Consider the following 24,307-nt stretch of genomic DNA (forward strand, 5'->3'; position numbering starts at 1 on the left):
AGCTTCACTTCTACTATATAAAAAATAGCAGTGCAAACCAATGCCTTGGTCTGCACTGCTAATCTTAGTATGTTTTGTATAATGAACCTATCAAAATCTTGTGGGGGAATTTGTATGTTATCAAAACATCCGGAAAACAGACGGAACCCAATGGAGGTTGTCGCGCTCGATCAGCTTGTGCCGGCTGACCACCTGGTCCGCAAAATCGAGGCGGCGATCGACTTTGACTTTATTTATCCATTGGTGGAAGGCATGTATTCAGCTGACAACGGCCGGCCGAGTGTTGACCCTGTCGCATTGATTAAAATGGTGCTGGTTCAGTACCTGTTTGGCATCCGCTCCATGCGCCAGACGATTAAGGAGATTGAAACCAACGCGGCGTACTGCTGGTTTCTTGGGTATGAATTTTCGGAGAAAATTCCTCATTTCTCTACCTTCGGTAAAAATTATGTCCGCCGTTTTAAAGACACCGACCTGTTTGAACAGATCTTTTACCGGATTCTGAAAGAAGCGATGGCGAAAGGATTCGTCGATCCATCCGTTGCTTTTATCGACTCAACGCATGTCAAAGCGAGTGCCAATAAGAAGAAATTCAATAAGAAAGTGGTGCGCGTTGAAGTACGCGGCTATCAGGCACAGCTTGAGGAAGAGATCAATATAGATCGTGAGGAACATGAAAAAAAGCCGTTTCCCCCACAGGAAAAGGAAGAGACGAAGGAAATCAGGGCGAGCACGACTGATCCAGACAGTGGCTACTATGTGAAAGATGAAAGGGAGAAAAGTTGTGCCTACTCCTTTCATACAGCCAGTGATGCCAATGGATTTGTCCTTGCCTTTCGTGTCACGGGTGCCAATGTTCATGACAGCCGCGTGTTTACAGAGGTTCTCGATAAAGTGATGGAAAAAGTCACAAAGCCTGATGCTGTAGCTGCCGATGCTGGATACAAAACACCCTTAATAAAGCTTTAACTAAGCTATTGCAAAATAAAAGCCTTACCTAAAAAGATCTTTAGGAAGGCTATAAAAGTAAATTTTTATCTTAACTTGATCTGGAAGATTTATGATAAAGCAATTTCCTTAATACAAGCAAAACAAAGCATTAGGTAGTCGCGCAATCAATTTTTTTTCGGGCAACCCCTGTTTTTATTGCCGCAGCTGCAACAGCATCTGCTACATGCTTCGCTACTCTTGTATCAAATGGATCCGGAATGACATAATCAGCGTGCAATTCATCACTGTTAATGAGTCCAGAAATGGCATAAACGGCAGCAACTTTCATTTCTTCATTTATTTCTTTTGCGCGAACATCTAAAGCACCACGGAAAATTCCTGGAAATGCAAGGACATTATTAACCTGATTCGGGAAATCAGAGCGCCCTGTTCCAACTACTAGTGCTCCTGCTTCTTTTGCCTCATCCGGCATAATTTCTGGTACCGGATTAGCCATTGCAAAAATAATCGGATTCTCATTCATTGTGCGAACCATCTCTTTTGTAACTGCTCCTGCAGCAGAAACCCCAACAAACACATCAGCACCTTGCAATGCATCTACTAATGACCCTTGCTTTTGCTCTTTATTTGTAATAATTGCCATTTCTTCTTTAAATTTATTCATGCCAACCGGACGGCCTTTATAAATGATTCCTTTTGTATCACATAAAATAACATCTTTCACACCCATACTCAGCAATAGCTTAACAATAGCCACGCCCGCAGCCCCAGCTCCATTTGCTACGACGCTAATATCCTCAATATTTTTGTTTGCTAGTTTAAGAGCATTTATTAATCCAGCTGCGGTTACGATAGCCGTTCCATGTTGGTCATCATGAAAAATAGGAATATCACACTCTTCACGTAAACGCGCTTCAATTTCAAAGCATTGTGGTGCAGCAATATCTTCTAAGTTTACTCCGCCAAAGGTAGGCTCTAACATTTTAACGTGCTCGACAATTTTATCCGTATCAGTTGAATCTATGCATAAAGGAAAAGCATCAACATTTGCAAATTCTTTAAATAACAATGCCTTTCCTTCCATAACCGGCATAGCTGCTTTTGGCCCGATATTTCCAAGCCCCAGGACAGCAGTTCCATTTGAAACGACAGCAACCAGATTTCCTTTCATTGTGTAATCATATACTTTATCTTCATTCTCATGAATAGCTAAACATGGCTCAGCTACACCTGGTGAATATGCAAGACTTAAATCTTTTGCATCACGTACTTTAACTTTAGAACTAACACTAAGTTTACCTTGATTTTCTTGATGCATCTTCAATGCTTCTTCTTGTAATGTTGACATAACGGAATCTCCCTGCCTTTGTTGAATTTTTATAACTGATTGAATAGGTGATTTATATGTTACTTTCTATATAAAGCACAGATCATACTAAATGTATTGTCTTTTTAGAATACAAATTAGGATAAAAAAGCGCTTTCTATTTACTTAATATTTAATTATTTTTTCATTCTCCTTCTTCACCAAAATTATAGTGTTTTTTAGAGAGTTTCATAGCATATTTAACTTTTTAAAGTGTTTTTAATTTAAGAAAACTAATTAAAAAATGTGGCTTATCACCAAGTTCTATGGCGGAAGCCTTGGTTTTTGTATGAAAACAACTTCTTATGAAAGACAATAAGAAATTAGGCTCTTCTTCTTCAAAATTTTCTTATACTCTCAATCAACCAGAAAAAGGAATTGATGGCTTAAAAGAGAAGCGAGGGGCTTTGGCCGGAAGGAAACCTCAAAATCCTTCGGATCAAGAAAAGATTATGGAGGTCTTTTCTCAGTATCGAGGTATATTTAGTTACCGAAGAATGACGGTCTGGTTGCGTAAAACAATGAAGAAGTCCATAAATCATAAAAGAATCTACAGACTGAAAGATCTTCCTTTTGGAAGATCTTTTCCTTCTCATAATTCCTTTTCATAATGGGATCGAAAGTCCACTTTTATTCCACTATTTTTCCGAGTGGAATAACACTCGTCTAAAATTAGAAAAAGCTGGCCCTAGAAAAATTAAGGCCAGCTTTTCCATACTTTTTCATATACCCCTTTCAATGGCACAGCGAATTTCTCTGCAATGGTTCTGCATTCTTCATATTCTGGTGCCCGCTGAACGACTTCATCTTCGAACAGTCCGTATTTTACCGTAACCGGCCCCCACGGCGTTTCCACCTGCTTAAACTCGCGCTCAAGACGGTGAACCGTTAACGGGTAATAACGGACGCCGAGTGTAGTTGTTTCACGGAATAAGATTCGCTCCATTTCAGGTGCAGCGGCGATCGAACAAAGAAGCTGAAGAAGCACGCCCGGTCGATTTTTCTTCATATAAATGGGGGTATAAAAAACATCATTGGCGCCTGCATCAAATAAACAATCCATCACATAGCCGAGCCACTCCCCCGATATGTCATCCAAGTTGACTTCCATTTTAATCATGTCGCGGTCAATGTGTTCTACATTCGGCGGCTTCATCGTGCTCTACTCCTTTCCAATCACTACGCGAAGAACGTTTGGATGGTCTTTAAATGTTTTCGTTCCAGACCCGTAGCCGATTTTTTCGACTGTCATCGATGGCATTGTGCCAAAAGAGTCTGCTAAAACAGCCGCAATCGCTGCGCCTGTCGGTGTAGCAAGCTCGCCTTTAATCGATGTTCTAGCAATCGGCACACCTTTTAAAATTTCAAACGTCGCTGGTGCCGGAACCGGATACGTGCCGTGATCGATATGGATATGACCGCTCCCTGTTGGAATAGGAGAGCAGCAGACATTGGTAATGCCAAGCTGATCGAGTAAAATTGCTGCACCTACAATATCTACAATTGAATCAACAGCGCCGACTTCGTGAAAATGCACGCGTTCAAGCGGCAGTCCATGAATCTTCCCTTCTGCTTCGCCAATTTCCTTAAAAATTGCAAGGAACATAGAAGTTACCGCTTCATTGAATTCAGCCATCTGGATCATTTCCGTAATTTGTTTGTACGCACGATGATCATGGTGGTGGTGATCATGGTCGTGGTCGTGACCATGTGAATGAGCATGGTTATGCCCTTTTTCACCAAGAAGGTTTACATCGAATTTCACTGCCGTAATACCGTTTTTATTTACGTTTTTTTGTGAAAGCGTATATTCACTTTCGATATTCAACTTTTTCAGCTCTTCTTCCATCTGGGTTAGATCGGCTCCTGCATCTAGCAACGCTCCGATGACCATATCGCCGTTTATGCCTGAAAAACAGTCTAAGTATAACGTAGTCATTGTGTACCTCCTTTATGAGCAAGCCGGTGAATCAGCACGGCATTGTACGCTGCGCCAAATCCATTATCAATGTTGACAACACTAACACCGGATGCGCAGGAATTCAGCATAGACAGCAGTGCAGATAAGCCGTTAAAGTTTGCGCCGTAACCAATACTTGTCGGTACAGCAATAATAGGATTTTCCACGAGCCCGCCAAGCACACTTGGCAGGGCTCCTTCCATTCCGGCCACGCACACAGAGACGTCTGCTCTGCGAATCTCATCAATATGGTCCAGCAGACGGTGCAGACCAGCTACACCCACATCATAAAAACGACGGACTGGCACCCCTAGTGTTTCGGCCGTCACGGCTGCTTCTTCAGCCACCGGCAAATCGGATGTGCCGGCACATACAATCGCAATGTAGCCTGCCTCTGCCGGTTTGTTAGCTACAAAAGAAAGTGTCCGGGCTGTTTCGTTATAAGACAAATCTGGCACATCTGCTAAAATAAGGTCCGCTTTTTCTCGGGAAATACGAGTGGCCAGCACTTCATGGCCACGTTCTTTCAGTGACCGGATAATCGCTAAGATCTGCTCGGCCGTTTTTCCTTCACCGAAAATAATTTCCGGCACACCCTGCCGCTGGCGGCGGTGATGATCGATTTTTACAAAACCGAGATCCTCATATGAAGCGAGCTGCTCCTTTGCTTCAGCTGCAGTTAATTCCCCTTTTTCTACACGGGCTAGAATGTCTTCAATCATATAAGTCACCTGCATTCTTTTTATATAAATAGGATGATTATGTACTAGTACTAATCTAAAGCTCTTCATTACTTTCCAGCATGATTTTGCGGACGGAAGGTGCAATACCTTCTACAAATGACAAATCATGCTTCACATATACGGAATCACGCCGAAAACGGGTAAAAGTGCACCGTCGTCGGTCAAACAGGATTAATCAAAATGTTTTGCGATGTTCGCTGCTAGTGCTGCATATTTTTTATAAAGCTTCTGGTAATGCACATGACGGGCCATGTCCGGTTCAACTACTTCACCAGGCGGCACATTTTCTTTAATATCTGCAAACGAAGACACTTCTCCGAGTGCCACAAGCGCGGTCCAGGCGGCACCCCAGGCGGCACTATGGTGGCTTTCAGACATATAAATCTTCTTTCCAAACACATCCGCCAGCATTTGAATCCAAATCGGTGAACGAGCCAGCCCGCCATTGACGTAAATCTTTTCCGACGCTCCTGCCAGCCGCTCAAGCGTTTCGGCGATTTGATAGAGATTAAAGGTAATGCCTTCGAGCACAGCACGGACAAAATGCGGATGTTCATGCGTAATGGACAGGCCAAAAAATGTTCCGCGGGCTTTTTGATTCCAGAGTGGAGCACGTTCGCCGTTAATATACGGCAGAAAAAATAAACCGTCTGCGCCTAATTCCACCTGCGCTGCTTCTTCTGTAAATTCAGCATGCGTGCCGGAATAGTTCAATGTTTTCTTCAGCCAATCCAGCGCAATACCGCCGTTGTTCGTCGGGCCGCCGATAATTGCTGTATCGCCGGTAAACATATAGCAGAAAGTTTCGTGCTTTTCATTAGGACGGAAGGATGTGGTCCATTGGCGGACCGCCCCGCTAGTACCGGCTGTGATCGCTACTTCCCCTGGCAAAATGGCACCGCTGCCGAGATTGGCCAGCTGTCCATCCGCTGCACCGATCACAAATGGAAGATCCTCCGGCAGGCCAATGTATTTTGCCACAATCGGGTCTAGCCCTTTTAAGATATGTGTTGGCGCCACAGGGGTGGCCAGCTGCTTTTTGACCACACCAACGTGTGCCAGAATCTCTTCATCCCAATCAAGCAGCGCTCCGTTAAACATGCCGCTGGCCGAGGCCATAGAATAATCGACGACACGCTCATTAAACCAGTGAAATACAAGATACTCTTTCAGCGACATAAAGTAAGCCGCTTTTTCAAACGGGGCAAATCCCGTTTCTTTCATCCAGATAAATTTCGTCAGCGGCGACATCGGATGAATCGGTGTACCCGTTTTTTCGTAAAACGACAAGCCCTTCTCTTTTAACAACCGTTCTGCCTGTTCGCTGCTTCGTCCATCAGCCCATGTCATAGCCCGGGAGAGCGCATGACCATTTTCATCGACACATATAAGCGAATGCATCGCACAGGAGAAGCCGACAGAAATAAGCTCATTCGCTATGATATCTGCCTGCTCCATCACCGCTTTTAACACAAACACAGAAGCCGATACAATAACATCTGGATCCTGCTCGACAAAGCCAGGCTCAGGATAAAATGATGTATTTAATTGTTCTGTTTCCGCGATGACTTTTCCATTGCGGTCAAAGACCAATGCTTTAACGCTGGTGGTGCCAATATCAAGTCCGATTATATACTTTTTAGCCATTCCGTCTCTTCCTTTTTCAGCGATTTGTTCATGCTGCCGCTTTTGTAGCCGGCAAGATCGAGCGACACATATTTATAGCCAAACTGCTTGAGCCGTTTATCGATCGCTGTATGATACTGAAGTACAAGCGGCATATCGCCGGGTTCTACTTCAATCCTTGCTGTCTCACCGTGTGTACGGACACGCACCTGCCGGATTGATAGGGACTTCAAGTAGGCTTCCGCTTTTTCTACTTTCGTCAGCTTTTCCTTCGTAATCGTTTCTCCGTAAGCAATACGTGACGACAAGCAGGCAAAGGACGGCTTGTCCCACGTTGGCAGGCCAAGCTCACGGGAAAGCACGCGAATTTCTTCTTTAAAAAGACCGGCTTCCTGAAGCGGACCGCGAATGCCCTTTTCTTTTGCGGCTTTCATTCCGGGTCGGAATTCGTTCATATCGTCAGTAATAACGCCATACACGATGTTTTGAAAGCCCTGCTTCTCAAGCACTGGAATAAGATGGTCAAACAAACTGCTTTTACAGAAATAGCAGCGGTTCTGGTCGTTTTCCGTATAGCCTGGAATCGCAAGCTCCGATGTTTCAATAACTAGATGAGGCGCGCCGATATGCTCCGCGAGTGCCTTCGCTTCCTGCAGTTCACTTGATGGGTACGTTTCTGAGTCTGCCGTTACCGCAAGAACATTCTTTTCGCCAAGCGTGTCAATCGCTGCTCTTAATAAAAACGTACTGTCTACACCCCCGGAAAAGGCGACAACCACCGATTCCATATCCCGAAGAATTTTCTGCAGTTTCCCGTATTTTTCCTCTGCCATGCTGTTCATCCTTCCTGTTAAATCGTCATGCTGCCAAATCCGCCATCTACACGGATTGTTGTTCCTGTCACAAAGCTGGATGCTTTATCGGATGCTAAGAAGACAGCTGCTCCCTGTAATTCATCCGGATCGCCAAAACGCTTCATTGGTGTATGGTTCATAATTGATGCTGTCCGTTCTTCACTTAGAATTTTCCGGTTTTGTTCTGCCGGGAAAAAGCCCGGTATGATAGCGTTTACACGTATGCCGTCTTGGGCAAATTCACGCGCCAAAAATTGAGTGGCACTGTTTAGTCCCGCTTTTGAAACGGAATAGGTAAACACTTTAGACAGCGGCGTTGTCGAGGAAACAGACGAAATGTTAATAATGCTGCCTGTCCGTTTCTGCTCAATCATTTTCTTCGCAAAAATTTGGCACGTGATGACAATTCCTTTTAAATTCACATCCATAATATCATCCCACTCATCCATCTCCAGTTCAAAAAATGGTGTGGTACTGTTTTTCCCAGGTGCATTCAATAGAATATCCCAGCCTCCGCTCCATGCTTCAATATCGGCAGCCGCTTGTTCGAGTGCTTCTCTGGATATGACATCGGCTTGAAATGCCTTCGCTTCGCCGCCACTTTCCTCAATTTCTTCAACAACCTGGTTTGCTTTTTCAAGGTTTCGGCCCACGATCGCCACCCTGGCTCCATGGGCTGCCAGTCCTTTTGCCATAGAAGCGCCGAGTACACTGTTCCCGCCAATTGCAACCACTGTTTTCCCGCTCAAATTAAATAGTGTATTCACTTTTTTCCCTCCGTCACTTCGTTAAATTGCCATCTTTGTCAAATGTCCATTCCGCCGGTTCGGTTAGAACTTCAAGCTGCGGATGGTTTTTTACATAATCATGCAATGCCTCCGACACTTCAATTTCACCGATTTCAAGCGTATTTTTAATACGGACCATTTTCACTTTGGTGAAGTCTAAAATATTGCACGTTTTAATAGCGGCTTTGATCGCTTCTTGATCGTTAGCAAGAGTTGTCGCAATTTTCGTCGGCGCACAGACCGTTGAAGTCAGGCCGTTTGCGTAAGTAGCTTCGCAGTCCATTTGGTCTACAAGACGCTGTGTCGTAAAGTCTGCTGTGCCAACGCCATTTGCATTTCCTTCTGTTTCATGTGTTAAATCAAGCACGACCATTTTATTCACATCCGGCCCACCTGTTGCATAAGGCGTTGGAAACCGGCCGGTAATGTTCGGATCCATGCCGTCACCGCTAATGTTTTTGCCGATTTCATCGATCACTAAGACATCGAGTTGGTCGAAAAATAGCTTTGGCAGCATTTCTTTCGCTTTTACCTGCAACTCTTTTTCATGGTCAATAATATCCTGCTTCGTCATGACATCCACGATTGCCGCTTTATCAAAAGCGTTTTCAACCGTCGCTACCCCGAAAAGGAACCGCCTCTCATTCATGATAATTTTCGCCATTGCCGGTACGTTCTCCGCCATATATTTAAAGCCCATCTGGTGGCATGCTTCTGCTCCCTTTTGCTTGCCAAGGCCAATACTGATCATTTTCATCATGCCGCTCTCTACCGGTCCGCGAAAAGCTGTATGCGGTTTAATCCGGTTAATGACAACGAGGCCGTCTGCTTTGGAGGCATACTTGTCCACATAAACCGGCAATCCATTTTCCAGCTCGCCAAGCTTGACGACTTCCATGGTGGAACGAATCGGTGCACCTGTGCTTTCTTCTGTAACGCCAAGGTGCCGTAAAACATCGGTCTGCCCTTCTGCAGTTGCTCCTCCGTGGCTGCCCATGCTTGGTACAATAAACGGATCCGCTCCAAGTTCCTTTAAAAAAGCAACGGTCGCGGCTGTGATTTCAACGATGCGGTCAACCCCGCGGCTGCCGACCGCAACAGCGATTGACATCCCCGGCTTTACGAGTGATGTAATTTTTTCTTGATGAAGCTTTTCGTTTAACGCCTTCGTTAAGTCGTCAATCTGTTCCTTATCGAACCGCTGTCTCACTCTCATCATTTGTGGTATTGGAATGTCCTTGAGAAGTTCCTGCAGAATGCCCATTTTTATTGCCTCCTTTTCGGTCTAAAAAGAATCTTTTCGCATTTTCATACCCGATATTGCGTACCATTTGCGACAGAAAATCCAAATCATTTACCGCTTTCCCTTGTTCCACCCATTCCCCTAAAATGCTGCATACAATCCGGCGGAAATAATCGTGGCGCACATAGGAAATAAAGCTGCGTGAATCCGTCAGCATCCCGATAAAATGACTGAGCATGCCGACATTCGCAAGAGTTTTCATCTGCTGCTCCATCCCGTCTATATGATCGTTAAACCACCAGGCGGAACCAAATTGAATTTTCCCCGGCACACCCGCTTCAGAAAAGTTGCCGGTCATGCCCGCAAGCACAGGATTGTCTTTTGGGTTTAAATTAAATAGGACTGTTCTTGGCAGGCTTTCTTCTGTTTCCAATGCATCAAGGAATCGTGACAGCCCTTCTGCTATATCGCCGTCTCCGGGCGAATCAAAGCCGGCATCCGGACCGATTTTTTCTTTCATTGGCGTATTGTTGTTGCGCATCGCGCCTATGTGAAGCTGCATGACCCATTCTTTTTCAGCGTACATTTTGCCGAGCTCTTTTAACAGGAATGAGCGGTAGCGGAGAATGTCCTGCTCAGTTAATGCTTCATCGTTCATTCGTTTTGTAAATATGGCTTCCGCTTCTTCTTTTGTTGTTTCAAGGTACACCATTTTTTGCACATCATGGTCAGATGCCCGGCCGCCCTGCTCATGGAAGAAGTTGATACGCTGCCGTAACCCTGCTAAAAAGTCAGTAAAAGATGTAATCTTGATCGCAGATACATCAGAAAGCTTTGTGATCCAGGTGCTAAACGCCGGACGTTCAATAAATAAAGCACCATCCGGCCGGAATGTTGGCACGACAGTTGTCTGAAATGTTTCGTCTTCAGCAAGCAATTGGTGATAGCGTAAATCTGATACTGGATCATCCGTTGTGCCAACAAACATTACCTTGGATTTTTGAATAAAATCACGCGGATAACAGCCCGGCTGCTGCAGTTTTTCATTACACTCTTTCCATATTTCTTCTGCCGTGGCTGGTGATAACGGTTTATCAATGTCAAAATACATTTTTAGTTCCATATGCGACCAATGATAAAGAGGATTGCCAATTAAATGCGGCACTGTTTCAGCCCATGCGCTAAATTTCTCCCAGTCGCTCGCGCTTCCAGTAATTCGCTCTTCATCCATTCCATGCATCCGCATCAGCCGCCATTTGTAGTGATTTCCACCCAGCCAAAGCTGCGTTATATTTTTGTACGGCTTGTTTTCCCATATCTCTTTTGGATCAAGATGGCAGTGAAAATCAAAAATCGGAAGGTCTTTTGCGGCCTTATCATAAAGTGAAATGGCCGTTTGACTGGAAAGTAAAAAATGATCCGCTAAAAATGATACCAAGTTCATTTCCTCCTTTTGAGCACCCTTAATGAAAGCCTTTTCTTTATTAATTAAAGTTCACTATAATTAATTTGTTTACCAAACTAATTAATTGTGATAAGCTTAGCACCAATCTTTTTATCCGTCAACGCGTGTCTTTTTATTGCTCGATAAAACTGTATAATATGATCATGAACGAAGGAGGATGTATGATGGCTGCAACCGGCGATGCCGCTTATATAAAACAAATTAACCGCTCATTGATTTTACAAAAAATTATTGAAGAAAAAATGATTTCCCGGGCTGAACTTTCAAAACTAACCAATCTGACAAGGGCAACGATTTCCGTTCAGGCGGCGGATCTGCTTGATGAAGAACTGGTGATTGAAACTCAACTTGAGCACCACTCCGTCGGCAGACGCCCTATTATGTTGTCTATTAACCGCCAGGCCGGTTTCGTGCTTGGGATTGATTTAGATTACGGGGCGATGACGTTTGCTTTATCAGATTTACTTGGAAAACTCGTGGCTTTAAAAACCATTCCCCTTGAGTCGACTGATTACAATCATGTTGTTCAGTCAGCTGCCAAACATATTCATCGTTTTCAAACGCAATGTGAGAACAGCCGCTACGGTCTGGTTAACGTTATTATCGGTGTTCACGGTCTTGTGACGCTTGATGAACATGTTCATTTTGTTCCGCGCCTTGGCTGGAACAATGTGTTCTTAAAAGAAGACTTGGAACGCACAACAGGTCTTTCCGTGATGCTTGAGAATAACGCGAATCTTTGTGCATTTGCTGAACGAGTGTACGAACACTATGAAGCAAAAAATTTGCTGGGTGTCAGCCTTTCTTCAGGTATTGGTGTTGGTATTATAATGAATGAAGCTTTTTTCAAAGGTGAAAACGGCTTTGCCGGAGAAGCTGGTCACATGATTATTGTTCCGAATGGAAAAGCGTGCAGCTGTGGTAACAAAGGCTGCTGGGAGCAATATGGATCCGAGGCTGCTTTTTTACATGCTCTTGCAATGAAAAAAGGAAAAGAAACTTTTTCTTATCAAGATGTACAAGAAGGGATTCAGTTGAAAGACGAGACTGTTATCGAAATGATGGATGAATTTATTTTTTATTTGAGCATCGGTTTAAATAATATGATTAACTTATACAATCCGAATGTTGTTGTACTAAATAGTGAGCTTTTGCATCTGTACCCAGAAGCGATTAAGAAAATCGAAGACAATCTGGTATCCAGCATTAACCACTACCGGTATTTGTATATATCAAAGCTCGGCAAACAGGCCTGTGTATTGGGAGCATGTGCACTTGGCATTAAACAGTTTTTCCACATTCCGACCTTGCAGCTTTCTGCTGAATAACCAGCTGAAACACATGCCTTTAATAAACCACGGAAACATCTTTTATCCTTAAACTAATGGACTGCAATATAGCATCTGTAGCAATCTATCAGAACTTTAACATGAAAAGTCTTTTGAGTGCAGATGTCTTATATACACTTTTGATTAAGTACACCTATACTTAATAACTTTTTGATTGTCTTTCCCTTGGACTCTTAAGCATATATTCAGGATCAATTAGAACAAAAAATTAGCGCAGTATTTCCCTTCAAAATCTTCGATTTAGTGGGGATTAGGCGCTAAGGTCTTTATTTTACCTGTTCTTCTATATATTTTTTCGTTACATCGCTTGCCGCTTCTTAGGGGTAGTACCAAGATTTTTGACAAAACATACACTAATACATTTTTCGGAAATGAAAATCCAATTTTTCCTACGCTAAACAAGGAAGAATCGGATTTTGTTCGTTTATTGTGCTATCGATCTCCGTTAACTTAGAAACTCTCCCAAGTAACAGAAAAACGTACTATATTAAACATATAAAAAACCTCATCTTTTGTTTTGTGATGAGGTTTTTGTGTAATATTGTGTTTTTTTCAATAGGTTAATTTCGGAAAAACTACGTCGAAGATCCCACACTTTGACACTCTTGTATATCATGATGAAATGATGTGGAGTTTCTTACCATTAGGCTAGTTTCCATAATGTGTGTTCTCGTATGGGTTTCTGCTCCCTCGATTTGCTTCATAAGAAGCTCGACGGCCCGACGCCCCATAACGCGTATAGGCTGGGCAATGGTTGTTAACGGAGGAGAAGTTAATTCACAAATTGAAAGGTTGTCAAAGCCGATAATAGAGAGTTCCTGGGGAATACGGATATTCATTTCTCTGGCCGCTTTGATTACACCTCCTGACAACACATCACTGGATACAAAAATAGCGCTAGGGCGTTCTTTCAAAGCGAGCAGCCGTTTTGCACACTCGTAACCATTTTCAACAGATGAAGCTGTTTTAATGACAAACTGCTTATCCAGAGGGAGCTGCGCTTCTTCCATTGTGTCGCGAAAAGCACGAAGACGTATCTTCCCGGCCGCTGTATTTTCTGCAATCATGGCGACTTTTTTATGATTAGACGCTAGCAAATGACGGACTGCCTGACAGGCGCCTTCATAGTTATCTACTGTAATAAGCGGCATTGCGTAATCGTGTTTTTCTGGTTCCGTTGAAAGGAAGATCCCTTTCAGCCCGCGCTTTTTCAATTCATCTTCAATAATTTTGGGATAATGATCAGAAGCGACAATAAAGCCATCTACCCCCTGCCGAATAAGTGCAGATACGCCGTTTTTCTCTTTATCCGGCTGGCCGTCTGTGCTGCAGACCATAATATTAAACCCTTGAAGCCGGCATTGTTCGCTGATGCTCCTGGTTAATTCAGCAAAAAAAGGAGAGGCAATATCTGAAACGAGAAAACCAATTATTTTAGTCTTTTTCTCTGTGAGAGCTTTTGCCATTTCATTAGGGCGATAATTCAACTTTCTAGTCGCTTCCAGCACTCTACGCTTCGTATCCAAGCTGATTAATCCCTTATTATTGATCACTTTTGAAACGGTCGCTGTAGATACACCCGCTTCTTCTGCCACATGGTAAATCGTTGCTTTCATAACGCCTCTCCTTTCTGCTGTTTTAGTATGAGCATTTTGAATAAGACCAGGCTGTCCCAGAAATCCTGTCCCTCATATAACTTTCTTGTTCATCCATTTTCTTGCTTCACTTATCATGAAGTACTTTTTGAGCTATTGAAGAATTTATGACTGGACGCTTTTTGCCATTTCTACTTCTTCAAGTTTAACCGGCTGGCGTGTTTGAACGGATTTTATGCAAGCTAACGCAATAGCCAATGCATTTCGAGCATCCTCTCCTGTCACATCCGGCTTGTTTCCAGAACGTACACAATCAACAAAAGAGGTTAACTCAGCGACGTAAGCGTCATGCAATAATTCTGTGTCTTTTCTGTATGTGTCCATGCTGATGCCGTCTGCTGTATAGCGAGTCATATTTGTTTGCTGGACACTTCCGGCTGTCACCATACCGGCTGAACCAAATACTTCTCCGCGCACATCATATCCGTACACCGCCTGGAAATTTGCTTCTGCGGTAGCAATAGCCCCGTTGTCGAATTTAATTGTTACTACAGCTGTGTCAAGCAGCCCTTTGTCTTTGAAATCCGGGCGGACGAGCGCATCTGCCACTGCATACACTTCAGTCGGTTTTGCGCCTGGATTTAAATAAAGAAGCGCATCAAAGTCATGAATTAGTGTTTCTAAGAATATTGTCCATTCTGGAATTGGCGTAGGATCGCCCAGTCCTGGGTCACGCGTTAAAGATCTTAACAGCTGCGGTGTACCAATACGTCCTTCAGCGATATTGTCATGAGCAGATTTAAACCCTGAAGCAAATCGGCGGTTAAATCCAACTTGCAGGGCGACATTGGCTTCTTCGGCTGCTGCAATTGCGGCATCTGCTTCTTCCAGGGTAACGGCCATCGGTTTTTCACAAAACACCGCTTTTCCTGCTTTAGCGGCGGCAATAACCAGTTTTGCATGTGAGCGGGCAGGTGCTGCAATAACTACTGCATCCACTTCTGGATCATGAAACATCTCCTCTGGGCTTGTATACGTTTTGGCCGCGCCAAGTTCAGACGCCAGTCTTTCGGCTGCCCCTGGAACCGGGTCAGCAATCGCCACTAGCGATGCTCCATATACTTTACGCGCAATAGAAGTACCGTGAAAACTTCCCATACGTCCTGCCCCAACAAGTCCTACTTTAATTTCTTTCATTTTTGCTCCTCCTTTAATAAATATGATTTTAGTTAAAGTACTGGTTCTAACTCTTTTATTGGCTATTCTATGTCCCTAAATAGGAAAGTTCTTTCCTTAAGTGACAAAAAAATAATGTGTACGTTCAATGCAGGAAAGCAATTTTTATTAATCATTTCCTGCAATAAAATTATAAGAACATTCAGTATTTTTCACTCTTGTTTATGACTATGCTTTTTAAGAACCTTATTTGTTTTTACGCTGGCGTAGAACATCCACATATACAGCGGCGATGATAACAAATCCGATAAAAGCCATTTGCAGATCTGCCGCGACGTTCATAAGGTTGAGTCCGTTGCGAAGAACCGCAATAATCAAAGCACCAATCAATGTGCCCCAGACTGTACCTACTCCGCCAAAGAAGCTGGCTCCGCCGATAATAACAGCCGCGATCGCATCCAGTTCAAAGCCAAGACCAGCAAGAGGAAAAGCGGAGTTAACGCGTCCTACCATTACTAATCCCGCTAAGCCTGCCATAAAACCACTGATCGCATAAACAATAATCAATACACGGTCAACGTTAATTCCTGATAAGTGAGTCGCTTCTTTATTTCCACCAATTGCATAAATATACCGGCCCGTCATCGTACGCGTTAAGAACAAGTGGAGAATAATGCACATGATAATAACAAGAATAAAGCTGTAAGGAATAATACCGATTGACTGGCTGCCAAAAAACTGAATCATGAATGGGAAGCCTGCAATGGGTGCTGCCCCCGTAATAATTAAAGCAATACCGCGTGCAATGTTCATAGTTCCAAGCGTCGCAATAAATGGATGAGGCAGGCGCAGCTTCGTTAACATAATGCCATTTAAATACCCGCAGAACGCACCTACAAGTAAACAAACCAGTATTCCCACAATTGGGTGAAGCCCCATATTTACCGTAACGACGCCCATCAGCATAATTGAAATAGCCAGGATAGCGCCGACTGACAAATCAATACCTGCTGTTAAAATGGGCAAAAGCAATCCAAGTGCCAATAGTGCATTAATGGAAGACTGACCTGCAATATTCATAATGTTACTCAGCGTCAAAAAGTCACTGTTCAATGCTGATAAAATCACGACCAGCAGTGCAAGCCCAATCAAGGATCCAAACTTGCTCATGAGTCCCTTAGAAATCTTTTTTGATTCAAGTTTCTTTTTTTCTACTACCAATTCTGCCATGTTTATTTCCCTCCTACTCTCATTTTCTCAAGTGATGCAGGCTGTTCCCCTTCACAAAGATCTTCTTCCGTCAGTTTCCCTGTAGCCGCTTTCATAATCAGTTCCTGGCTGGCTTCTTCTTTTAAAAGATCCGCCGTGATTTCCCCTTCACACATGACCAAAATGCGGTTGCACACTCCTAGTATTTCAGGCAGTTCAGATGAAACAATGACTACGATGGCGCCATCTGCCACTAGAGAGTTAATCAAGCGGTATACTTCTGTTTTCGCTCCAACGTCAATTCCGCGTGTTGGCTCATCGAAAAAGAAAACTTTCGCTTCTGTAGAAAGCCACTTTGCAATCACGACTTTCTGCTGGTTCCCGCCGCTCAGCTTTCGTGCGTGCTTTTGGATGTCATTTGGACGAATTTGAAGTTCACGGACATACGTATCAGATCTTTTATTGACCTCACCATTTTGAATAAACAGCCCTTTTTTAAACTTTTTCAAGCTTGCAAGTGCCATATTAAAATGAAGAGACTGGTCCAGGACAAGGCCTTCCCCTTTTCGGTCTTCTGTAATGAATGCCATACCTGCATTAATCGCATCTTTAGGCGACTTGACTTTCACTTGTTTTCCAAAAACCTGCACCGTTCCCGAGTCAATTGGATCAGCCCCGAAAATGCCTCGGATCAGCTCTGTCCGTCCTGCACCGACGAGCCCTGCGATTCCTAAAATCTGTCCTTCATAAGCGGTAAAATTAATTGTCTTGTCTGATCCTTTCAGCCTCAAGTTTTCAACTTTCAGTCCAGGGCTGCCCAGCCGGAAATTTCCTTTTGGAAACTTATCCTCCAGCGCACGTCCGACCATTAGTTCAATCATGGTATCTGTACTTGTTTCACTTACCTGGCGGGTAGCTACTGCTTTCCCATCACGCAGAATGGTAATCCGATCCCCGATTTGTTTTAGTTCTTCCAGGCGATGCGAGATGTATACGATGGCAATTCCCTGTCTTTTAAGCTCCATAATGGTCTCCAGCAGCTGCTCCGCTTCTGATGCGCTTAAGCTGGAAGTAGGTTCATCCAAAATGATAAGTTTTGTATCAATTGTCAGCGCCTTCGCAATTTCGACAAGCTGCTGCTGGCCTATCCCGAGCGTGGAAACAAGCGCCTCTGGGTCGATATTCTGTCCAAGCCGTTTTAGAATTTCTTTAGACCGGTTAATCATCTCCTTCCTGTTTAAAAAGGAAAACCTGCCTTTTACCTTTAGTTCTCTTCCTAAAAAAATATTTTCGTAGACCGGCAGTTCAGGAACAAGATTCAGCTCCTGATAAATCGTTGCAATGCCTAGATCCATAGCGTCTGACGGTGTTTTAATATTCACTTTCTGCCCTTCCCAAAACAATTCACCCTCGTCTTTAGAATAAGCACCTGTCATGATTTTGATAATGGTTGATTTTCCGGCGCCGTTTTCTCCTAATAGCACATGAACCTCTCCAGCCTTGACATCTAAATTAATATTCTTCAAGACCGGAATACCGGAAAAGCCTTTACAAATATCTTTAAGTCTGAGCAACTCTTTCATAGCTGTCCTCCTCGGTATTACCTGATTGTGTGGGTATCGCCATACCACCTGGAATTTCTAAACCAGCGATCTTTTTCACGATACAGGAGCATGTGGATTAACCTAATTCTCTTAAAAGCAAGCCCTAAAAAACCTGGTAATGAATTTGTTTGGTCTGTCGGAAATTACTTTCCTGTATATTTTTTAATTTCCGAGAGCGCTTCCTCAACATTTTCTTTTGTAACAATTTCTGTACCTGAATCAATCCGTTTTTCTACTTCTTCCCCGTTCAGTTTTTTGGCTGCCGCTTCAACTGACAAGTAACCCATCTGATATGGATCTTGCGCTACTTCAGCAGTCAGTCCGTCTGCCTGAATGGACTCTAAACCTTCAGTTGTACCATCGAAACCAACAACTAAAATATCATCATTTTTTGATTCAACTGCCCGTAAAGCACCCAATGCCATCGGTTCGCTAGTAGCAAATACAGCTTTAATATCAGGATTAGATTGAAGGATATTTTGCATAACCGTTAAAGCTTTATCTTTATCGCTGTCTGCAGCCTGTACAGTTGCTACTTTAAGGCCGGCTTTTTCCAATGCTTCCTCGGCTCCATTTGTCCGCTCGTCATGTGTAGTGCTTCCCAACTGTCCGCGGATAATTGCAACTTTATCCCCTTTGCTAAGCTCATCCGCCAGGAATTCTCCGCCCATTTTTCCGGCATTGAAGTTTTCCGTTCCGACAAAACTCACTTTATCTGCATACTCGGCATCGCTGTCTAGAAAAATCACTGGTGTGCCTTTATCTTTATATTGCTGAAGGGCGTTCAACACCGTTGTAGGCTGACTCGGTGCTAACACTAATGCACTCGTACCGCTTGTGAACTGATCTTGAATCATTGAGATTTGCTGGTCCACCTGTGTTTCGCTTGCTGGAGCCATTACTTTCACATCGATTCCATACTTTTCACCAGCATCCAATGCACCGCGTTCTGCAATCTTCCAATACTCCTCGTTAGAAGCTTTTAAAATAACGGAAATTTTTTCACTGCCGCCACTACCGCCATTGCCTTGGGAAGAAGTTGCGCTGTTCTCTTCCCCGCAACCAGCTAATAAAAGGCTTAATGAAAGAGCTGCACCGGATAATACTTTGATTTTTTTCATTTTTGTTCCCCCAACCTGTTTTTAGATTTTTAAATCTCTAATAATACAAACGAACTTACTGGTTGAACTGATTGAATCATACACTACATGATAGGTCGCTTTTATTTGGAATAATTCTCCTTGGCTGCATGTTCTCATGAACTAAATGGAAGCGCTTAACTAACTGACCAGTAAAATGCACAGCATTCAAAAATAAGTGAGCTAATTTTTGATCAAATACCGTCTAATTCTAGCTTTATTAGCAGCTCCCGCTATTTATTTGTGTTTATGGAAGTCAGATGTTAGGCATTGCTTTTTGGTGCTGTGGATTTTCGTACAATCAATTTTGGGGACAGCATCACACGCTGTTTCGATGCCTTCTTTTTTTCAATTTCTTCGATTAATAATTCGACTGCTTTTTCTCCCATCTCTTCAATTGGCTGCGCAACTGTTGTTAGAGGCGGCTCGCAGATTGTAGACAGCACCGTATCGTCAAATCCAATAATAGATACTTCGTCCGGCACATTTAAGTTTAATTCGTGCGCACCCTGCATGGCTCCGATCGCCAAAGATTCAGTAGAAGCAAAAACGGCTGTTGGCGGGCTGACCTTTTTTAAAAGGCTCAGCATCGATTTTTTTCCTTCCTCAAGAGAGGTATTGTTGGTCAGGACTAAATTTTTGTCATAGCTCAGCCCGGCTTCTTCCAGCGCTTTTTTATAGCCATTTACTCTCGCTTGTAAGGTAGAAAAGGTCGTGTCTTCCGTAATCATCGCAATCTTTTGATGACCCAGACTAATTAGATGGTTTGTCGCTTCATATCCGCCTAAATAATCATCCACCAGTACAGTATTTACTGCCAAAGAAGGAACATCCCTAGAAAGCAGTGCAATGGGGATATCAGCTTTAATCAGCTCTTTAACGGCCTCCTCTCTTTTGAGGCCCGTTGCTACAATGATGCCATCCGTATATTTCTGTTTCAGAATCGAAACGTATTCCACCTCGTTTTTCAAATCATTGTCTGTGCTGCAGATCATAAGGCTATAACCATACCGTTTTACATGGTTTTCAATAACACGTGCGATTTCCGCCATAAACGGATTTGCAATATCGGGAATCAAAAGTCCAATTGTTTGAATACGCTTTCTCACAGATGCAACAACACTAGGCTGATAATTTAATTCCAGCATGGTTGCCTTCACTTTTTTTCTGGTTTTTTCTGCGAGGTGCCCCTTGTTATTCAGTACCTTAGAAACGGTGGAAATGGAGACTCCTGCTTTTTCGGCTACATCATATATTGTTGATTTCATCCATTTTTCCCCTTCTGTTCTCTCAACAATATAAACGTTACTCTAACCTGAGTTTGTTACAGGTCAAAAATATCGATTTATGGTTGAGAAAGCTGATTATGAGGCTTCCTGTTGATTAGCTTTCAATTCATAAATAAAGAAAGGGATCTAAACTAATAAGGTCGCTGTGTCGCAAAATCCACTTATTTATTAGTTATCCTCTGCGCAGAAGTGAAAGCTCTTATACCACCTCCAGATCAGATCTTTACAGATATTTTTTGTAGCGCTTTCAAAAAGGGTGGGACATGTATCTCTTTTCTGTCCATCAACCATAAAGGAAATAACTTTCCTTGATTATTATAAAAAAAAGGCGATGAACCTTGAAATAAAAGAGATCATTATCCAAAAGATATTTAAGATGCTAAAAAAGTTTTAAGTTAAGGAAAGTACTTTCCTTATTGAAGAGTTTATAATCTCCCGATACTGATGTCAATATTATTTTTTGTTCTTTTCATAATTTTTAGAAAAAAAGGTGAGGATCTGCTTTGTTAAAGAAGCAAAAATCAATCTCGAACTGATACTGAAGGAATTGCGGAGATAAAAAAGAGATGAGCCCAATACTGTAACCAATCAAACAGCTTTCTGTTTTAATGAGAATCGTTATTCTTAATTCAGTCAAATTTCCTGGCATTGTCGAGTTAATTCAGCTCTCGATGCGTCTGTTGCCTCTTCAAATACATTTTCTATAAAGAGAATTTCATTAAGTATTAGCAAAAGTGTACTTTTGATTAGATACACCTTTGATTAGGTATACTTCCGCTCACTGACTGATTGTTTTCCTGAATAGATTAGCCAAAAGATAACATTATAATGCTAATAACAAGGATCAGCACCCTAATCAGGGATATGATAACAACAGGCCTCCCAATGGCGGATATTTATAATCAAGGGTAAAGAGTCTCCTTAATTTAAGTACCTTATAATTAAGAAGACTCTTTTATTAAATACAGCTATTAATAATAAGCTACTATTGTCCCGATAAATAAATATAATCAGCTGCTTTTTGAGCCGGCGCCGCCGCGTACACGATCAGCTTAGAATCTTCCCTCAGTACCCGCAGCCAGGATTGTATATAGCTGGCACATTTTTCAATCGTCGTATTCTCAATCCTGGCCACTCCGCACAGCATAACCGCACCAATTTCCGCAATGAGTTCTTCTTTAGAATAGATGTCGTCCCCAAACGACACGCCGCTCTCTATAATCCCTTGGCGGGCAAGACGGCTGTTATGGCCTGTGCTGTGAACGAATTCATGAAACAGGACCGAATAAAACTCTTCTGCTCTCCGGTAGTCTTCCAACGGCGGTACACTGACACGATCAAATTCAGGAAAGTAAACAGCACGCCCGGATTGATGACGGATAACGGGTGAATCGGTATATCTCCCCACGATCTGCTGGGCGGACTCAATTGGATTATGGTCAAATATTTTCGTCTCCCTCTTGCTTCGAAACCCTCTGTCTGCTTAATCACATTAAATAATTTATTGGAATGAAGACTCCATGTTTGCGCTATGATTTTTAACATAAAATGTTAACGATTATTGATAGAATTTATCGAAAGTCTTCCGTATAGTTAATCCTATAAGGGGATGAAAATATGATTGGTATGAATATTCGTATTTTGCGTAAAAAGCACAAAATGAGCCAGGAAATATTAGCTGAGAGGGTAAGCGTATCTCGTCAGACCGTTGCAAAATGGGAAAACGAGGAGGCATTGCCTGATATAAATAAATGTAGAATGTTAGCTGATATCTTTCAGGTAACATTGGATCAATTATCCGATGATATGAGTGCAGAAGATGTAAAACGTCTTGGTCCCAAGGGCAAACAGTTCTTTGGTGTTGTGAAGGTAGGCGAGCGGGGGCAAATTGTCATCCCAAAACAGGCGCGGGAAATGTATCAGATTCATGCAGGTGAAAAGCTTGTTGTGCTGGGTGATGATGCTACAAAAGGGCTTGCCGTCTTAAAAAGTGATCGTTTTTTAGAGTTTGCAGACATGATTCGTAAAGCGGAATCGATTGAAGAGGAGTCAGAATGAGTAAAATTGTTTTCTTTTCGATCCCTGCACATGGTCATACAAATCCGACACTTCCGGTGGTATCTGAGTTAGTAAACAGAGGCCATGAAGTTTGGTACTATTCATTTTCGGAATTCCAGAAAAAAATAGAAGAAACCGGAGCCAAGTTTATTTCTTGTGATAAATTCTTGCCCTCGATATCAGAAGAGGAATTGAATCGAAAGGCTGGAAAAGACTTTGCAGCGTTGATTGAAATGGTTGTGGATACGACCATTGCTTTGGATGAAAAGGTATGTACAGAATTAAGAGAATTTCAGCCGGATTGCATTGTATCGGATTCCTTATGCTTTTGGGGGAAATTATTTGCCAAGAAATTAGGCATCCCGTATGTCTGTTCAACAACATCCTTTGCATTTAATCAGCATACGGCAAAACTGATGAAACGCGGCATAAGAGAAATGTTTCGAATGATCATGGGCATGCGGCGCATTAATAAAAAAATGCAATTGCTGAAGGATTATGGGTATAAAACGGATAGTTTTATATCAATTATTCAAAATGATAATGAAACGGATACCATTGTGTATACTACAAAAGAGTTCCAGCCATTGTCGGAAACCTTTTCTGACAGATATGCCTTTGTTGGCCCTTCCATCCGAAAGTCTCCTGAAGCGCTGGTTAATAAAAAAGGCAGAAAAGTCATTTATATTTCACTGGGAACAGTACTCAATCATAATAAAGATTTTTACCAAAATTGTATCCAGGCATTCGCGGACTGTGATTATGATATTGTAATGTCGATTGGTGAAAAAACAGAGGTGGCTGCGCTGGGCCACATACCCGACAATTTCACAGTGAAAAACTATGTAGATCAGATTGCCGTTTTACAGAAGGCAGATGTATTTATTACCCATTGCGGGATGAATAGTGTAAATGAAAGCCTATATTACGGAGTTCCTATAGTTTTATATCCGTTGCATAGCGAACAAGGAGTAGTGGCTGACCGAGTAGCCGAGCTTGGAGCAGGAATCAAACTACACGGAAGCAAGCCTAAACATATTAGAAAAGCAGCAGCTGAATTACTAGCAGATCCGAGTTATCTTGAAAAGGCTCAGAAACTGTCAGAATCCTTTCGAAATGCAGGAGGAGCGGCAGAAGCAGCTGATGTGCTCCTGGATAAAATAGAGGAGAAATCCCGAAGACCTAAAAACTTGTTAAAGACTCTATAAGACCTTAACATATCAAAAGAGACTACATAATCTTTATCCGATATTAACGGGGAAAGATTATGTGGTCTCTTTAGGAGCGTCTGCCTACTTAAATGAGGGCAGATCAATACCGGAGCGGCCTGCTTTTTTTACAGTCCACTCAAAGTCTTCATCTATTACTAAGCTTGTACGTCTTCTTAACCGTTTTTTATGATTATTTTTCATAAACCACTGGAACATCTCAGGAATATGCTAACAACACGCCTCCTAATTGGGGATGTAGATAATTCAGGGTAAAGAGCCTTCTTAGTGAATCTCTCCACCTAAATCAAAAATTTTGATGGATAGGAAGGCAGCCAATAGGCCGCTCTTTTTCTGCATACAGAGAGCTTATGTGAACTTCTCCAACTAATTGCTGCGCAATTTGAAGGAGTCTTCTGGCCGGTAATGCGATAAAAAAGGAACGACTGATAATGAATCAGCCGCTCCATTTATATTATTTATTTGTGCCTCATTGCTGTTACGGCGTAAAAGCCAAATTCGGCTGTTCTCCATCATCCACTCTATCTTGATCAAAACTGGAGCGGCTACACTTATCTGGACAGAAAAATTAAGGTCACGTACACTTGACCTAAAATAGATGAGGAGCTCCAATTATGACAAAGCGAGAACGCCGCACATTCACGCCCGAGTTTAAAAAACAAA

Annotated in this window: 18 protein-coding genes and 2 pseudogenes; 5 read left to right on the top strand and 15 right to left on the bottom strand. The window is 42.6% G+C overall.

Annotation, left to right across the window (positions count from 1 at the left end; translation table 11 throughout):
- Positions 1-114 precede the first annotated feature (114 nt).
- Positions 115-960: pseudogene (locus M3221_RS24555) on the top strand (transposase); the annotation flags it as partial.
- A gap of 139 nt (positions 961-1,099) precedes the next feature.
- Here the strand turns inward: M3221_RS24555 and ystJ are convergent.
- Positions 1,100-2,299 carry an NADP-dependent malic enzyme gene (ystJ, locus tag M3221_RS24560; RefSeq protein WP_251274689.1) on the bottom strand — a complete coding sequence of 400 codons (1,200 nt, stop codon included), beginning with the start codon at positions 2,297-2,299 and terminating at the stop codon, positions 1,100-1,102.
- Between the two features lie 323 nt (positions 2,300-2,622).
- On the opposite strand from ystJ, the gene M3221_RS24565 reads away from it, so the two are divergent.
- Positions 2,623-2,928: a transposase gene (locus M3221_RS24565; RefSeq protein ID WP_251274690.1), complete on the top strand. Its 306-nt coding sequence runs from the start codon at positions 2,623-2,625 to the stop codon at positions 2,926-2,928.
- Between the two features lie 86 nt (positions 2,929-3,014).
- On the opposite strand, the pseudogene larC reads toward M3221_RS24565, so the two are convergent.
- The 7 genes and pseudogenes from larC to uxaC all read right to left on the bottom strand — a co-directional run bounded on the left by larC (position 3,015) and on the right by uxaC (position 10,969).
- Positions 3,015-4,256 (bottom strand): annotated as a pseudogene (gene larC / locus M3221_RS24570) (nickel pincer cofactor biosynthesis protein LarC).
- The gene (gene larB, locus M3221_RS24575; protein WP_251274691.1) at positions 4,253-4,999 is read right to left on the bottom strand and encodes a nickel pincer cofactor biosynthesis protein LarB; all 747 of its coding nucleotides are present in this window, start codon (positions 4,997-4,999) and stop codon (positions 4,253-4,255) included. The pseudogene larC and the gene larB overlap by 4 nt, the downstream one beginning before the upstream one ends.
- Before the next feature lie 192 nt (positions 5,000-5,191).
- A complete protein-coding gene (locus tag M3221_RS24580) occupies positions 5,192-6,667 on the bottom strand; it encodes a gluconokinase (RefSeq protein WP_251274692.1) in 1,476 nt (491 codons plus the stop codon).
- Positions 6,649-7,479: an ATP-dependent sacrificial sulfur transferase LarE gene (gene larE, locus M3221_RS24585; RefSeq protein ID WP_251274693.1), complete on the bottom strand. Its 831-nt coding sequence runs from the start codon at positions 7,477-7,479 to the stop codon at positions 6,649-6,651. Before larE ends, M3221_RS24580 begins: the two co-directional genes overlap by 19 nt.
- Before the next feature lie 17 nt (positions 7,480-7,496).
- Positions 7,497-8,267 (bottom strand): SDR family oxidoreductase, encoded by a 771-nt coding sequence (locus M3221_RS24590; RefSeq protein WP_251274694.1) that lies wholly within the window; start codon positions 8,265-8,267, stop codon positions 7,497-7,499.
- Positions 8,268-8,280: 13 nt separating this feature from the next.
- Positions 8,281-9,552, bottom strand: coding sequence for a nickel pincer cofactor-dependent isomerase, group 22 (locus M3221_RS24595; RefSeq protein WP_251274695.1), 1,272 nt, complete (start codon positions 9,550-9,552; stop codon positions 8,281-8,283).
- Positions 9,479-10,969, bottom strand: coding sequence for a glucuronate isomerase (gene uxaC, locus M3221_RS24600; RefSeq protein WP_251274696.1), 1,491 nt, complete (start codon positions 10,967-10,969; stop codon positions 9,479-9,481). Before uxaC ends, M3221_RS24595 begins: the two co-directional genes overlap by 74 nt.
- A gap of 191 nt (positions 10,970-11,160) precedes the next feature.
- Between uxaC and M3221_RS24605 the strand changes: the two genes are divergently transcribed.
- Positions 11,161-12,324, top strand: coding sequence for an ROK family protein (locus tag M3221_RS24605; RefSeq protein ID WP_251274697.1), 1,164 nt, complete (start codon positions 11,161-11,163; stop codon positions 12,322-12,324).
- Between the two features lie 596 nt (positions 12,325-12,920).
- Here M3221_RS24605 and M3221_RS24610 read toward each other — a convergent pair.
- The 7 genes from M3221_RS24610 to M3221_RS24640 all read right to left on the bottom strand — a co-directional run bounded on the left by M3221_RS24610 (position 12,921) and on the right by M3221_RS24640 (position 21,765).
- Positions 12,921-13,961, bottom strand: coding sequence for a LacI family DNA-binding transcriptional regulator (locus M3221_RS24610; protein ID WP_251274698.1), 1,041 nt, complete (start codon positions 13,959-13,961; stop codon positions 12,921-12,923).
- A gap of 144 nt (positions 13,962-14,105) precedes the next feature.
- Positions 14,106-15,137 (bottom strand): Gfo/Idh/MocA family oxidoreductase, encoded by a 1,032-nt coding sequence (locus M3221_RS24615; protein ID WP_251274699.1) that lies wholly within the window; start codon positions 15,135-15,137, stop codon positions 14,106-14,108.
- A gap of 225 nt (positions 15,138-15,362) precedes the next feature.
- On the bottom strand, positions 15,363-16,346 hold the full coding sequence (locus M3221_RS24620; protein WP_251274700.1) for an ABC transporter permease: 984 nt from the start codon (positions 16,344-16,346) through the stop codon (positions 15,363-15,365).
- A gap of 2 nt (positions 16,347-16,348) precedes the next feature.
- Positions 16,349-17,908 (bottom strand): sugar ABC transporter ATP-binding protein, encoded by a 1,560-nt coding sequence (locus M3221_RS24625; protein WP_251274701.1) that lies wholly within the window; start codon positions 17,906-17,908, stop codon positions 16,349-16,351.
- A gap of 164 nt (positions 17,909-18,072) precedes the next feature.
- Positions 18,073-19,050, bottom strand: coding sequence for a sugar ABC transporter substrate-binding protein (locus M3221_RS24630; RefSeq protein WP_251274702.1), 978 nt, complete (start codon positions 19,048-19,050; stop codon positions 18,073-18,075).
- Positions 19,051-19,331: 281 nt separating this feature from the next.
- Positions 19,332-20,336, bottom strand: coding sequence for a LacI family DNA-binding transcriptional regulator (locus tag M3221_RS24635; protein ID WP_251274703.1), 1,005 nt, complete (start codon positions 20,334-20,336; stop codon positions 19,332-19,334).
- A gap of 1,006 nt (positions 20,337-21,342) precedes the next feature.
- Positions 21,343-21,765 carry a zincin-like metallopeptidase domain-containing protein gene (locus M3221_RS24640; protein ID WP_251274704.1) on the bottom strand — a complete coding sequence of 141 codons (423 nt, stop codon included), beginning with the start codon at positions 21,763-21,765 and terminating at the stop codon, positions 21,343-21,345.
- Positions 21,766-21,974: 209 nt separating this feature from the next.
- Between M3221_RS24640 and M3221_RS24645 the strand changes: the two genes are divergently transcribed.
- Entirely contained in the window at positions 21,975-22,415 is a 441-nt protein-coding gene (locus M3221_RS24645) for a helix-turn-helix domain-containing protein (protein ID WP_251274705.1), read from the top strand.
- A complete protein-coding gene (locus M3221_RS24650) occupies positions 22,412-23,623 on the top strand; it encodes a macrolide family glycosyltransferase (protein ID WP_251274706.1) in 1,212 nt (403 codons plus the stop codon). The genes M3221_RS24645 and M3221_RS24650 overlap by 4 nt, the downstream gene beginning before the upstream one ends.
- Positions 23,624-24,307: the final 684 nt, after the last annotated feature.

The organism is Domibacillus indicus (assembly GCF_023715895.1).
Lineage (GTDB): Bacteria > Bacillota > Bacilli > Bacillales > Domibacillaceae > Domibacillus > Domibacillus indicus_A.